This is a genomic window from Roseibaca sp. Y0-43, assembly GCF_020667835.1.
Taxonomy (GTDB): Bacteria; Pseudomonadota; Alphaproteobacteria; order Rhodobacterales; family Rhodobacteraceae; genus Roseinatronobacter.
Map to the genome: position 1 here is coordinate 97,484 of NZ_JAFMPR010000007.1, position 13,829 is coordinate 111,312.

The window sequence follows — 13,829 nt, forward strand, 5'->3', positions numbered from 1 at the left end:
CGCAGACGGGCTTGCGATCGGAGTGACGGATGCTGAAATACCTACCCAAGGACACATTGGCGCAATGGGCCGTCGGCTCTGTCGCCGTGGTGGGCGCGGCCAGTGTGGCCTATGTTCTGGTTTTCCCCGAGCAGGACGCGCCGCAATTGCCTGCACCCAGCGTGCCGATGATCGCGCCAGAGGCGGCGAACCCGCCCGCAGCGGTGGGCGCACCCGATCTGCGAATAGCGTCCGTGGCAGCGGTGCAAGATGCCGCGCCGGTCTTTGACATCGTGCGCGTGACCGATCTGGGCAATGTGCTGATCGCGGGGCAAGCGCCCGCGCGCGTGCAGGTCGCGGCCCTGATTGACGAGGCGCAGGTCGCAGATACCGTCAGTTCCGACGCGGGCGAATTCGTCATGTTGTTCGACGTGGCCCCCAGCCGCAGCCCGCGCGTGCTGGAGCTGGAAGTGCGCTTGCCCGAAGGCGGGCGCATCCGCTCTGCCGACACGCTGATGCTGGCCCCAAGCAGCGCGGCCTTGGCCGAAGGCGCGGGGGACGCGCCGCAAATGGTCGCGCGCGAAGTGGCAACCACGCCCCTTTTTGGCGCACCCAGCGACCCAACCCGCCCCGAACTGTCGGCCGAGGCCGAGAGCGCTGCCTTGGCCGAGGGCAGCACGCGCCAAGGCTTGCCCGCAGACGCCGCTGACGCCACGGCCCCCCTTGCCGTGCTGATGCGGTCGGACGGGTCGGTGCAGGTTCTGGGCGACGCGCCACGCCTGCCGGGGGCAGGGGGCGCGACCGGAAATGTTGTCATCGACTCGGTGGTCTACGACCGCGAGGGCGATATCGTCATGGGCGGGCGCAGCGCGCGCGGGTTGGCCGATATCCAGATTTACCTCGACAACCAGCCCATCCTGCGCACCCGCGCCGATGCCGACGGGGCATGGCAGGCGCAATTGGCGGGGATAGAGCGCGGCGTCTACCGCCTGCGGGTGGATGAGCTGGATGCCGCCTCTCAGGTCGTCTCGCGCGCGGAAATCCCGTTCGAGCGGGTGACGCCGGAGCTTGCCCGCGAAGCCGCTGGCCCGCAGGCGCTGATCGTGCAGCCGGGCAATACGCTGTGGGACATGTCAGAGCAGAATTACGGCGATGGGCGGCGCTTCATGCGGATTTTCGATGCCAATCGCGACCAGATCCGCGACCCCGACCTGATCTATCCGGGGCAGGTTTTCGTGTTGCCGGACGCTGCGACGCAATAGCGCCCGCTCTGGTCATTCACGGCGCAACCGCCTAGATAGCGCCAAAGCCAGCCGGAAAGCCCGCGATGACAGCCCAAGACAGCGCGCCTGCAAAGGCCAGCCCCATCCCCCAGCCCGAAGCCGCCGAGGCCGCGCGCGAGCGCGCCACGGGCTGGCGTGTGATCCAGCGGGTCGCGCCCTATCTCTGGCCCGAGGGGCAGGATTGGGTCAAATACCGTGTCGTCGCAGCCCTTGTCATGCTGGTTCTGGCCAAGCTTGTCGCGGTCAGCACGCCGTTTTTCTACAAGGGCGCCGTCGATGCGCTGGGCGGCGAGGGTGCGGGCTGGTGGCTGGCACTGGGCGCGGTCGGGCTGACCGTGGCTTATGGCATTGCCCGCCTGATGGAGATCGGCTTTCAGGAATTGCGCAACGTGCTGTTCACCCGTGTGGGCCAGCGCGCGTTGCGGCAATTGGCGCTGGAAACCTTCAGCCATATCCACCGCCTCAGCCTGCGCTACCATATCACCCGCAAAACCGGCGGGCTAAGCCGGATCATCGAACGGGGTGTGAAAGGCGTCGATTTCCTGCTGCGCTTCCTGCTGTTCTCGATCTTTCCGCTGGTCTTGCAGCTGCTGATGATCTCGGCCGTGTTTTTCTGGCTGTTCGACTGGCGCTATCTGGCCACCGTGGTCGTGACCATCGCGCTATATGTCTGGTTCACCTTTCGCGTGACCGAATGGCGCGTGAAGCAGCGCCGCGAGATGAACAACCAGGACATGGATGCCAATCAAAAGGCCATCGACAGCCTGCTGAACTTTGAGACGGTCAAGTATTTCAACGCCGAGGGCATGGAAGCCCGCCGCTATGACGCGGCCATGCAGAAATATGAAACCGCGGCCGTGCAGACCAACTACTCGCTGGCGTTTCTGAATTTCGGGCAGGCCTTGCTCATTACCACGGGGCTGGTCATCGTGATGGTGCTGGCCGCGATGGGGGTGCAGTCGGGCGATCTGACGGTGGGCGATTTCGTCATGGTCAATGCCTACATGATCCAGATCACCATGCCGCTGAACTTTCTGGGCACGGTGTACCGCGAGATCCGGCAGGCGCTGGTCGATATGGGCGACATGTTCGAATTGCTGGACCAACCCGCCGATGTGCAGGACAAGCCCGGCGCGCGCGCCCTGGAGGTGCGGGGCGGCGAGGTGGTGCTGGACGACGTGCGCTTTGGCTACACGCCCGAGCGGCCCATCCTCAAGGGGGTCTCTTTGCGGGTGCCGCCGGGCAAGAGCGTGGCCATCGTCGGCCCGTCGGGGTCTGGCAAATCGACCATCGGGCGGCTTTTGTTCCGCTTCTATGACGTGAGCGGCGGCGCGATCCGCATCGACGGGCAAGACCTGCGCGATGTCACGCAAGACAGCCTGCACGCGGCCATCGGCGTAGTGCCGCAGGACACGGTGCTGTTCAACGACACCATCGCCTATAACATAGCCTATGGGCGCGAGGGGGCGACCCGTGCCGAGGTGGAAGCGGCGGCCAAGGCCGCGCGCATCCACGACTTCATCCTGTCGCTGCCCGAAGGCTATGACACGGCGGTGGGCGAGCGCGGCTTGAAGCTGTCGGGCGGCGAGAAACAGCGGGTGGGGATTGCCCGCACCCTGCTGAAAGACCCCGCTATCCTGTTGCTGGACGAGGCGACCAGCGCGCTGGATACCCAGACGGAACAGGACATTCAGGACAGCCTGCGCCGCGCGGGACAAGGGCGCACGGTGCTGATGATCGCGCACCGGCTGTCGACCGTGGTCGAGGCCGACCGCATCGTGGTGCTGGAAGCGGGCGAGATCGTGGAGGACGGCACGCATGACTCGCTTCTGGCCAAGGGCGGACGCTACGCCGCCATGTGGGCGCGCCAGCGCGCCGAAGCGGATGGCGATTGACCGGGAAGGGCGAAACGCGCGCCCGCCGGCCCCCGCAAGGGCGGGGGCGCGCCGGGCGCGCGTGCCCGTTCCGGGCGGCACCCTGCCCGTGATTCAGGTGCAGGGCAGCTGATGTCGGTGTTTTGGATATTTATGCAAGGATGAAAGGATGGGTCAGTTCGATGTCATCATCCTTGGTGCCGGGGCCGCCGGCATGTTCTGTGCCATAGAGGCCGGGCGTCGGGGTCGGCGCGTGGTGCTTTTGGATCATGCGAAGGCACCGGGCGAGAAGATCCGCATTTCTGGCGGGGGGCGGTGCAATTTCACCAATCTGCATATAGCGCCCGAGCGTTTCTTGTCGGACAACCCGCGTTTCGCCCTCTCGGCGCTGAAGCGCTACACGCAATGGGATTTCATTGAACGCGTCTCGGCGGCTGGCATTGCATGGCATGAGAAAACCCTTGGGCAGCTTTTCTGCGACGGATCGGCGCGCGAGATCATCGCCATGTTGCGCGCGGATATGGAGGCGGCGGGCGTCAAGCTGGTCTTGGGGGCTGAGATTGGCGCGGTCAACCATACAGGTGAGTTCGAGGTGGCCAGCAGCGCGGGCGCGTTCCGCGCGCCGAAACTGGTGGTGGCAACGGGTGGCAAGTCGATCCCGAAAATGGGCGCGACGGGGCTGGGCTACAGCTTGGCACGGCAATTCGGGCTGGGCGTTGTGGAAACGCGGCCGGGGCTGGTGCCGCTGACCTTCTCGGGCGAGGTGCTGGAGGGCGCGCGCGCCTTGGCGGGCCTGTCGGTGCCCGCGCGGGTGGGACATGGGAAGATAAGGTTCGAAGAGGGATTGCTGTTCACCCATCGCGGCCTGTCTGGCCCGTCGATCTTGCAGATTTCCAGCTATTGGCGCGAGGGCGACGAGATTTCGGTCGACCTGGCACCGGGGCAGGACATGGGCGCGGCGCTGGTCGCGCAGAAGGCACAAGCGGGGCGCGTGGATGTGCAGACCGCCCTTGCGCGCCACCTGCCCGAGCGGCTGGCGCGCGCGGTCGTTGCGCGGGCGGGCCTGTCGGGGCGATTGGCCGATCAGACCGGCCCCGCCATGGCGCGGCTGGCGCGCGAGGTGCAGGATTGGCGCATCCGCCCCGTGGGCAGCGAAGGCTACCGCACCGCCGAGGTCACGCTGGGCGGCGTGGACACGCGCGATCTGGACGCACGCAGCATGGAAGCGCGCGCTGTGCCGGGTTTGCATTTTATCGGCGAAGTGGTCGATGTCACGGGCTGGCTGGGCGGCTACAACTTTCAATGGGCGTGGTCATCGGGCTGGGCGGCGGGGCAGGCGGTCTGAGCCGCCCGCCGCAGCCTTTAGCCAGAGACCTGTTCGCGCAGCACCGACCCGGTCATAGAGGCAAAGAGGTAGATACCCGCAAAGAGCAGGAAGGCCAGCGAAGAATTCGCCAGTTTTCGCGGATAGACTGCCTCATCCGACGCGATGGGTTCGACCGTCAGCGCAAGGTAACGGACCTGGCGGCTGACCTCCATCCGGGCGGCTTCGAGCTGTTGCATCGCCTGTGCGCGCATCATCTCGCGGGTCTGGACCTCTGCCTCGGCCATGATGAGCTGGCTTTGGATAGAGGCAAGCGACGCGTCCCCGCCAGAGCCTTGGGTCATGGACGCGCGCAGCCCGTCGATCTGTTCCTGCAAGGCCTGCGCGCGCCGCTCCAGCGGCATAAGCCGCGCGGGGTTGGGGCGGGCATTGGTGCGCATTTCCTGAATGGTCAGTTGCGTCTGCGTGAGTTCTGTTTCGAGCGCCACGATCTGTTGCGAGATCAGTTGCACCTCGACCTCGCCCGACAGAACGGATGACTGTTCTTGCAGCGCGACGATGTCCTGACGGGCCTGGATCAGGGCCAGTTGCGCTTCTTCCAGGCTTTGGCGGGCTTCGCGCATCTGGCTGTCGCGCAGGCGCTGGGTCATCATGTCGACATGCTCTTCGGCATAGGTGAGAAGCGCGCGGGCGAAGCGTTCGCTGTCTTCGGGCGTGGCTGCGATCACCTCCATGCCGACCACACCTTCGGTCGGGTCGTAGCTGATGCGCACATGGCGGTTATAGGTCTTGAACGCCTCTTCGCTGGAGGCATCGGGCGGCAAGCGGCGCCAGATGTCCAGCTCGGGCTGGCTGAAATGCGCGCGGAAGCCTTCTTCGCGGTCCAGCCGCAACATCGCCCCGCGCGATTGCAAGAAGCTCTGGACAGAAGCGGCCTCTTGCTGGCCGCCCAAGCCCATTCCGGCGGCGGAGGGCATCATGGAACTGAGATCGCCGGCCATGGACGGGCCGGAATCGGCCTGTTGGATAATGAACTCGGATTCGGTCGCATACATGGGCGTGGCGATCATGTAGAAGTAATAGGTCGCCAGAAAGGTCGGGAAGGTCACGAAGGCCAGAATGCGCGCGCCCAGCAACAGCAGGCGCTTGCGGCGGCGTTTGACGATCTGGCGCTGCATCTTCTGCAATTCGCGGTCGCGATCCGCCGCGATCTTCGCCATACGCTCTTGCGCCGAGGACACCGCGTCGCCGACGGGCGCGGGGCTTGTCTGGGGCGCCGTGGTCAGGGCGCGGCTGGTGTCTTCGGGCTTTTCATCGCGCACTAGCTCCAGCATGGTCGCGCGGGAAAACGGGTCCACGCCCTGCTTGCGCAGCATCAGCACCGCCTCATAGGCGGAGGTGGCGCGGATGCCGTGCTTCTGGGCCACGCGCATGGCCATACGCAATTGGCGCGCTGTCAGCCCTTCTTGGCGGATGATGTCAAGGTCGGTGTCAGCAGACAGCCCGTCATCGGGTTTCGCGGTCGCGCCGGCCGTGGGGGGTGATGTCTCTGGCGCGGGCTTGGGCGCGTTGCCCTCTGTCGGGCTGACCCGTGCGCGTTTTTGCAGAACGATGCGATGCGGGGTCGGTTCCACCGCGCGCGGCGTCAACTCTTCCGCGACCGGGGCGGGGCGCGGCGCGGGTTCGGTGGTCGCGCGCTGCGCAGCCTCGTCGGTGCGCCGCAGGCGGAACCGTTTGGATTTAACCGGCGTAGTCATAAAGCTCTTTCGCCTCTTCCAGCGTGTCGAAGAAATACAATTTTCCATCGCGCAGCACGGCGGCGGAATTGCAGAACTTCTCCAGGATTTTGTGGTCATGCGACACGATGATCAACGAAGATTTCTCGAACCGCTCGCGCATGACCGCGCCTGCACGTTTGTTGAAAGCCACATCGGTCGTGGTCGGCATCCCTTCGTCAATCAGATACAGGTCGAAATTCATCGCCATCATCAACGCCAGCGACAGGCGCGCGCGCATCCCGCTGCTATAAGTGCCGATGGGCATGTCGAAATATTCGCCGATATCGCACAGCCAGCGGCAAAAGGCTTCGACATAATCGGCGTCCAGCCCGTAGATATTGGCAATGTAGCGGACGTTTTCGGTGGCCGTGTGCTTGCTGACCAGCCCGCCCATGAAGCCAAGCGGAAAGGACACGCTGCAATTTCGGTGAATCGTGCCGTGGTCGGGGCGCTCCAGCCCGGCCATCATGTTGATGACGGTCGTCTTGCCAGAGCCGTTCTTGGCCAGAACGCCAAGATTCATGCCCCGACGAATGCCAAATGTCGCGTCCTCAAGGATGACCTTGCGCTGGGTGCCCGTCCAGAAGCTTTTGCTGACATTGACGAAATCCAACATCGCCTGCTCGTGTCCCCGCATGATCCTTGCCTGAGCGCCGGGGCGTGTCCCGGCAAAGCACCTTGTCCCCGCGAAGGGCGCGGTGGCACTGTTTCTGCATTATCAACAGAATGCGGCAAAAATACGATTTAGGCCAGTCACAAGCGCAACAGTGCAAGCTGGTGCGCGGCGGGCCGTGAGGGGGGCTTAGCGGCCCCAGCTGCGCACGACGCCGCAGTCCATATGCACGAAGTTCGAGCGCGAGTAGCGACCGACCCCGCCCGCCTTGCAAGAGGCCGCCGCCTGCGCGATTTGCGACACCGAGCGCGATTGCAGCCGCACATCGGCCGCTTCGCCCTGCATATGCAGCGAATTGCGCGCGACCCCGCTGGAGCGCGCGCGCAGCATGGCATTGGTTTCCGGAGAGCGGTAGCCCGACAGCAGCATATAGGGTTCGTCCACGCGCAGCAGGCCATGGGCCGCGGCCAGAATGTCGATGGTGCGCGCGTCGATCGAATGCACCTTGTTGTTCCGCCAGTCGCGGAAGAAATGGTTGATCTCGGCCATCGACTCTTTGATGTATTTGCCGTCGACCCAGTAGATGATGTTGATCTTCTCGCCGGTGCGGCCCGAGTAGAAGTTGATCTTGCGGATGTCGCCCGCGCCACGGGCATAGGCGGTTACGCCGGGGAAGAAGGGGGCAGCGCTGACAGCGGTAGCAGCGAATGCGCCAAGAAGGGCGCGGCGAGTGACATTCGTGCCGGTGTGAAGCATCTTGACCTGTATTCCTCAATCCCTGCGAGTTGCGACCCAAACACGCCTCGTTGGACGCGGGCCGCTTTCGCTTGACTTTAACTGCCACAAAACCCCGCCCCAACCAAGAGCCGAGTCCGCCTTGCACGCGTCATGGTCCGCAGATTGGCAATATTTCGCCAATTCAGCCCCCGTATCCGTGTCGTCAGAGCGCTGCGGAACGGTGCCGCGTGGACGCAAAACGCCCCGTCAGAAAACCACGCTGTGGTTAAATTCCCATTACTCCGGGCAATTTCCACGCTGACAGGCTTGTGAATGGACGTGATCGGCAATATTTTGCCAATTTGGTTCTGCCAGACCATCGGGGATAGGTATATGCGTTTTCTGACCAAATCTTTGCCGCGCCTGCGGCTTGGGGCCGTCGCCTTGGCGCTTTCGGTGCCCGCAGGGCTGCCTGCTTTTGCCCAGCATTTCCCAGCCTTTCAGCAGGCCGTGGCCGAAGGGGTTGCCGCGAATGAGGGCGTTTCGGCCTTTTACCGCGCCCATGACTACGCCGATCTGTGGACCGGCGCGGATGACGCGCCCCGCCGTCAGGCGTTTATGACCGCGCTCAGCCGCGCCTCTGACCATGGGTTGCCGCTGGAACGCTACGACATGCCCGGTTTGCTGGCCGCCTTCGACGCGGTTGAAAGCGAGCGGGATCGCGGCGCGCTGGAAGCGCAGATGACGCTGACCTTCCTGCGCTTTGCGACCGACCTGCACAGTGGCGTGCTGGAGCCGTCGCGCATCGACACCGATATCGTGCGCGTGCTGCCCCGCCCCGAGGCAGAGAAATTGCTGACCGATTTCGCCGTCGCCCCGGCTGCGGCCTTCATCCGCAACCTTGCGCCGTCCGCCCCGGAATACGCGCGCCTTTTCCGCGCCAAGCGCGAATTGGAACAGGCCATTGCCGATGGCGGCTGGGGGCCGCAAGTGCCGCAGGTGCGCTTTGCGCCCGGCGCATCTGGCCCGGCGGTCGTGGCCTTGCGCAACCGCCTGATCGCGATGGGCTACCTGGAGCGGTCTGCCGTTGCCAGCTATGACGGCGTGCTGCAAACCGCCGTGCAGCGCTTTCAGGTCAATCACGGCATCAAACCCGACGGTTTGGCGGGCGCATCGACCATCCGCGCGCTGAATGTCAGCCCGCAAGAGCGTCTGGAATCAGTCATTGTCGCAATGGAGCGGGAGCGCTGGATGAACATCCCGCGCGGTGACCGGCATGTTTGGGTCAACCTGACCGATTTCTACGCCCGGATCGTCGATAACGACATCGTCACCTTCGAAACCAAGGCAATCGTTGGCGCGAATGGCGACAACAAGCACACGCCCGAGTTTTCCGAGACGATGAAATACCTGGAAATCAACCCGGATTGGACCCTGCCACGGTCCATCCTGGCGCGGTCCTATTGGGGCGCGCTGGCCTCTGGCGGTGCGCGTCATTTGCAGATCGTCGATGCCAGCGGCCGCGTCGTTCCGCGCAGTGCGATCAATTTCGGGCGCTACACGCCTGCGAATTTCCCGTTCAACGTGCGCCAGCCTCCGGGGCCGTCAAATGCGCTGGGCGAGGTGAAGTTCATGTTCCCGAACCCTTACGCCATCTACCTGCATGACACGCCCGACCAGCACCTGTTCAACACCACGGTGCGGACGCATTCCTCGGGCTGCGTGCGTTTGGATGATCCGCGTGATTTCGCCTATGAATTGCTGTCGCGTCAGTCGGACACACCGAAGGAGCTGTATCATTCCATCCTGAACACCGGCCAGCAGACGCGGCTGTATCTGGACACGCCGGTGCCGGTGCATCTGGTCTATCGCACGGCCTTTACCAATGTGCGGGGCGAGCTGAATTTCCGCAACGACATGTATGGCCGCGACGCGAAAATCTATCGCGCGCTGGTCGCGGCGGGGGCGGTGAACCCGGCAAGCTGATTGCCCGATCCCGAATGCCATCTGCGCCCCGCCCGATGTGGCGGGGCGTTTTGGTTGCGCAACCTACGCCGATGTGAGGTGTTTTCCAGTTGTCCGGCGTCATGAAGTTGTTACATTCTGTCCAGATGTAAGGCATATCCCGGCTGCAAAGGAGAGTGCCTGATGGGACTGGATTTCATGTTGGACGAAAACCCGATCGCGCAGCGCGTCAGAGAGATCATTGCCGAACAGGCCATGGTCGACGTGTCCGAGTTGCGCGATGACATGACGCTGGCCGATCTGGACCTCGACAGCCTTGGGCTGGTCGAGTGTATTTTCGGGATCGAGGAAGCGTTCGACGTCTCGATCCCCTTCAACGCCAATAACCCCGATGAAAGCGGTTTCGACATTTCGTCAGTCGGCGCGATCATCCGGCAGGTCGAGGGCTTGATCGCCAAACAGGCGGCATGAGGCGCGTTGTCATAACCGGCGCGGGCAGTCTGAACCCGCTCGGGGCGGATGTCGCCCAGACATTCGCAGCCATGCAGGCGGGCCGCTCGGCCATCGGCCCGCTGACCTGCCGCGACGTGGACCGCCTGAGCGTGCAGATCGGGGCAGAGATCGCGGATTTTGATCCGGCGGCGCATTTTTCCCGCAACGCCTTGCCACTTCTGGACCGCTTCACCCAGATCGCCCTTGTCAGCGCACGCGAGGCGATGGCGCAATCGGGGCTGGAGCTGTCCGACGCCGATCGCCTGCGCGCGGGCGTGGTGCTGGGCACGGCGGGCGGCGGTAACCTGACGGTCGATGACAATTACCGCGCGGTCTATGCAGAGGGCAAGAACCGCGTGCACCCGTTCGTGGTGCCGCGCCTGATGCACAACGCCGCTGCATCGCATGTGTCGATGGAATTCGGGCTGAAAGGGCCGGGCTTTACCGTGTCCACGGCCTGCGCCTCGGCCAATCACGCGATGGGACAGGCGTTGATGATGATCCGCGCGGGGCTTGCCGACATCATGCTGACCGGCGGATCAGAGGCGATGCTGGGCTTTGGCGGCATCAAGGCATGGGAAGGCCTGCGCGTGATGAGCCGCGACACCTGCCGCCCCTTTTCGCGCGACCGCTCTGGCATGGTGCAGGGCGAGGGGGGCGCGGTTTTCGTGTTCGAGGAACGCGAGCGCGCTATCGCCCGTGGTGCGCCGATCTTGGCAGAGGTGGCCGGCTTCGGCCTGTCCTCTGACGCCAGCGACATCGTCATGCCCGACCGTGACGGCCCGGTGCGCGCCATGCGCATGGCGCTTGCGGATGCAGGGCTTGCCCCCGATGCCATTGGCTATGTGAACGCTCATGGCACGGGAACGACCGCCAATGACAAGACCGAAGCGCAAGCCTTGACCGAAGTCATGGGCGGTCATCTGGCCGATTGCCCGGTGTCGTCGACCAAATCCATGCATGGCCACCTGATCGGGGGCACCAGCGCGGTCGAATTGCTGGCCTGCCTGATGGCGCTGCGAGAGGGCGTTCTGGCCCCGACCGTCAATTTCACCGAAGCCGACCCGGACTGTCCGCTCGACGTGGTGCCGAACGAGGCGCGCGCGGCACGGGTCGATGCGGTTATGAGCAATGCCTTCGCCTTTGGCGGGTTGAATGCCGTGCTCGTTCTGCGCCGCGCCGACTGACCAAGCTTTGACTTGACAGACCGCGCGCCCAGCGCGCACCACTTGGGCGAACTGAACGAGTGCGCGCTGTGACGGTGTCAACTTTGGGGATCATACGGTTTGGGCTTGGCCCGCTCGCCACGTCATCCGGCGCAATCGGACCGCCGGCCTTGATGGCGGATCTCGACCACGCCGCTCCGGCTGCCCGGATCACGCCGTTCAGCAGCCGGCTGGAACGTGAAGCGCAACGCACCCGGATTCGCGCGCAGCGGGGCGAGGTGCCGGCCGAGAAGATCATGGAACAGGTCGAGCAGTTGTCCCGCGCTGATCGCCGCGACGCGCTGGTCGATCTGCGCCAAGATATAGCCCGCCGCGTGGCTGAACCCGTGGGCTTTCGCCAGCGCCTTGTCGATTTCTGGGCCAATCACTTCGCCGCCGATACCCGGCCGGGGCGCTTCAATTCGGCCCGCACGGCGTATATCGAGGAAGCCATCCGTCCCCATATCGCGGGTGATTTCGCGCAATTGCTGCGCGCCGCGGTGCTGCACCCGGTGATGCAGAATTATCTGAACCAGAACCGCTCTGTCGGCCCGTTCAGCCGGGTCGGGCGGCGCACGGGGCGGGGGATCAACGAGAACCTCGCGCGCGAATTGCTGGAATTGCACACGCTGGGCGTGGACGGCGATTACACGCAAGATGACGTGACCCAGATGGCGCGGCTTTTGACCGGCGTGACCTTCGACCTTGAGCAAGGCTACAAATTCGATCCGCGCATCGCGGAACCCGGCCTGATAGAGATTTTCGGCAAGCGCTATGGTGGCCGCCCGGTCAAGGAAAGCCATGTTTTCGAGGCGCTCGACGATCTTGCCCTGCGGCCAGAGACCGCCGCGCATCTGGCGGGCAAACTGGCACGGCATTTTGTGGCGGATGCGCCCGACCCGCAGCTCGTCGCGCATATGCAGGCCAGCTATCTTGCCTCTGGCGGGGATTTGCGCGCGCTTTACCGGGCCATGCTAGAACACCCGGCGGCTTGGGGTGCGACGCTGGCCAAGACCCGCACGCCGCTGAACTGGATCGCCGCAAGCCTGCGCGTGACCGGCATTAAGCCTGCCACGATCCGCAAGCTGGATATAGGCACGACGCGCAACAGCTTGCACCTGCCGTTGCAACTGATGGGCCAGCCGCATGAAGCAGTTCCGTCGCCTGCGGGCTATGACGATGACGCGGGCGCATGGATCACACCGCAGGCGTTGGCCGCGCGGATCGACTGGGCCATGGGGCTGCAAGCCCTGCTGCCGCAGGTGCCCGACCCGCGTGATTTCGTGACAGTCGCGATGGGCGACATGGCAAGCCCCGCGCTGCTGCGCGCCGCGCGTGCCGCCGAAACACGGGGCGAAGGCATCGCCGTGATCCTTGCCTCGCCCGATTTCAACCGCTGCTAGGGGGCTTTCATGCGCCACGACCCGACCCGCCGCGCGTTTCTACAACAGGTTGCAGCCCTTGGCTGCTCTGCCGCCGCAAGCCCGTTCCTGACACCCATCGCCATGGCCAGCGCGCCGGGCGAGAACCGCCTTGTGGTGATCGTGCTGCGCGGCGCGATGGACGGGCTGGACGTGTTGCGCCCAACGGGGGACGCGCATTTTGCAGCACTGCGCCCCAGCCTGTCGGAAGGTGGCACGCCCTTGGGCAACGGTTTTTTTGCGCTGCACCCGGTGTTGTCGGATTTGGCCCCCCTTTGGCAGGCCGGGGAGCTGGCATTTGTGCCCGCGACCTCGACCCCGTATCGCGACAAGCGCAGCCATTTCGACGGGCAAGACCTGCTGGAAGCAGGCACGCCTGATGACGATGCTGCGCGCGCCCGCGATGGTTGGCTGAACCGCACGCTGACGCTGTTGCCCGGTGTCACCGCGCGCACCGCGTTTGCCGTCGGGCGCGAGCGGATGCGCATTCTGGACGGCACCGCCCCGATGACCCATTGGTCCCCCGGCACCGAACTGGACCTGAGCCCGCAGGCGCGGCTGCTTCTGGACTACCTGTATGGCCAAGACCCCTTGTTTTCAGAGGCGGGGCTGACCGCGCTGGAAATGGGCATGGCATCTGGCATGATGGAGGATCAGGGCGGTCCCGCGGGCGAGGTTCTGGCGCGCTATCTTGGCGAACAGTTGCGCGGCGAAACGCGTATCGCCAGCCTGTCGCTGTCGGGCTTTGACACGCATGTCCAGCAGGCCCGCCGCCTGCGCCCGGCGCTGCGCAACCTGCAAACCACCATCCTGACGCTGCGCGCCGAACTTGGTGCCATTTGGGCGCGCACCACCGTTCTGGCCATGACCGAATTCGGCCGAACCGCGCGCGAAAACGGCACTGGCGGCACCGATCACGGCACCGGCGGGGCGATGTTGCTGGCGGGCGGCGCGCTGAAAGGGGGGCGTGTGCTTGGCGGCTGGCCGGGGCTGTCGGAAGCCGCGCTTTACGATGGGCGCGACCTGATGCCACTGAGCGACGTGCGCGCCTACGCGGCCTGGGCCTTGCGCGACATGTATGGGCTGCGCGTGTCAGACCTGACCCGCACGGTCTTTCCCGGCCTCGACATGGGCGACAATCCCGGCCTCTTGCTTTAGCGCTTCCCCCGCCGCGCCGC

Annotated in this window: 11 protein-coding genes; 8 read left to right on the forward strand and 3 right to left on the reverse strand. The window is 64.9% G+C overall.

The window, feature by feature from the left end; translation table 11 throughout:
* The first annotated feature begins 29 nt into the window (after nucleotides 1-29).
* From J1C52_RS10605 to J1C52_RS10615, 3 genes are all read left to right on the forward strand, one after another.
* Entirely contained in the window at nucleotides 30-1,241 is a 1,212-nt protein-coding gene (locus J1C52_RS10605; RefSeq protein WP_227427912.1) for a LysM peptidoglycan-binding domain-containing protein, read from the forward strand.
* 65 nt (nucleotides 1,242-1,306) lie between these two features.
* Entirely contained in the window at nucleotides 1,307-3,157 is a 1,851-nt protein-coding gene (locus J1C52_RS10610) for an ABCB family ABC transporter ATP-binding protein/permease (RefSeq protein ID WP_227427913.1), read from the forward strand.
* Nucleotides 3,158-3,305: 148 nt separating this feature from the next.
* On the forward strand, nucleotides 3,306-4,481 hold the full coding sequence (locus J1C52_RS10615) for an NAD(P)/FAD-dependent oxidoreductase (RefSeq protein ID WP_227427914.1): 1,176 nt from the start codon (nucleotides 3,306-3,308) through the stop codon (nucleotides 4,479-4,481).
* Between the two features lie 17 nt (nucleotides 4,482-4,498).
* Here the strand turns inward: J1C52_RS10615 and J1C52_RS10620 are convergent, their stop codons facing one another.
* The 3 genes from J1C52_RS10620 to J1C52_RS10630 all read right to left on the reverse strand — a co-directional run bounded on the left by J1C52_RS10620 (nucleotide 4,499) and on the right by J1C52_RS10630 (nucleotide 7,607).
* Nucleotides 4,499-6,217 carry a capsule biosynthesis protein gene (locus J1C52_RS10620; protein ID WP_227427915.1) on the reverse strand — a complete coding sequence of 573 codons (1,719 nt, stop codon included), beginning with the start codon at nucleotides 6,215-6,217 and terminating at the stop codon, nucleotides 4,499-4,501.
* On the reverse strand, nucleotides 6,201-6,854 hold the full coding sequence (locus tag J1C52_RS10625) for an ABC transporter ATP-binding protein (RefSeq protein ID WP_227427967.1): 654 nt from the start codon (nucleotides 6,852-6,854) through the stop codon (nucleotides 6,201-6,203). The genes J1C52_RS10620 and J1C52_RS10625 overlap by 17 nt, the downstream gene beginning before the upstream one ends.
* A gap of 186 nt (nucleotides 6,855-7,040) precedes the next feature.
* Nucleotides 7,041-7,607, reverse strand: a complete 567-nt coding sequence (locus J1C52_RS10630; protein ID WP_227427916.1) for a YcbK family protein — start codon at nucleotides 7,605-7,607, stop codon at nucleotides 7,041-7,043.
* Nucleotides 7,608-7,961: 354 nt separating this feature from the next.
* Between J1C52_RS10630 and J1C52_RS10635 the strand changes: the two genes are divergently transcribed.
* From J1C52_RS10635 to J1C52_RS10655, 5 genes are all read left to right on the forward strand, one after another.
* A complete protein-coding gene (locus tag J1C52_RS10635; protein ID WP_227427917.1) occupies nucleotides 7,962-9,554 on the forward strand; it encodes a L,D-transpeptidase family protein in 1,593 nt (530 codons plus the stop codon).
* 162 nt (nucleotides 9,555-9,716) lie between these two features.
* Entirely contained in the window at nucleotides 9,717-10,004 is a 288-nt protein-coding gene (locus tag J1C52_RS10640) for an acyl carrier protein (RefSeq protein WP_227427918.1), read from the forward strand.
* Nucleotides 10,001-11,212 carry a beta-ketoacyl-[acyl-carrier-protein] synthase family protein gene (locus J1C52_RS10645; protein ID WP_227427919.1) on the forward strand — a complete coding sequence of 404 codons (1,212 nt, stop codon included), beginning with the start codon at nucleotides 10,001-10,003 and terminating at the stop codon, nucleotides 11,210-11,212. Before J1C52_RS10640 ends, J1C52_RS10645 begins: the two co-directional genes overlap by 4 nt.
* Nucleotides 11,213-11,364: 152 nt before the next feature.
* Nucleotides 11,365-12,633, forward strand: a complete 1,269-nt coding sequence (locus J1C52_RS10650) for a DUF1800 domain-containing protein (RefSeq protein WP_227427920.1) — start codon at nucleotides 11,365-11,367, stop codon at nucleotides 12,631-12,633.
* A 9-nt stretch (nucleotides 12,634-12,642) separates the two neighbouring features.
* Nucleotides 12,643-13,809, forward strand: coding sequence for a DUF1501 domain-containing protein (locus tag J1C52_RS10655; RefSeq protein ID WP_227427921.1), 1,167 nt, complete (start codon nucleotides 12,643-12,645; stop codon nucleotides 13,807-13,809).
* Nucleotides 13,810-13,829: the final 20 nt, after the last annotated feature.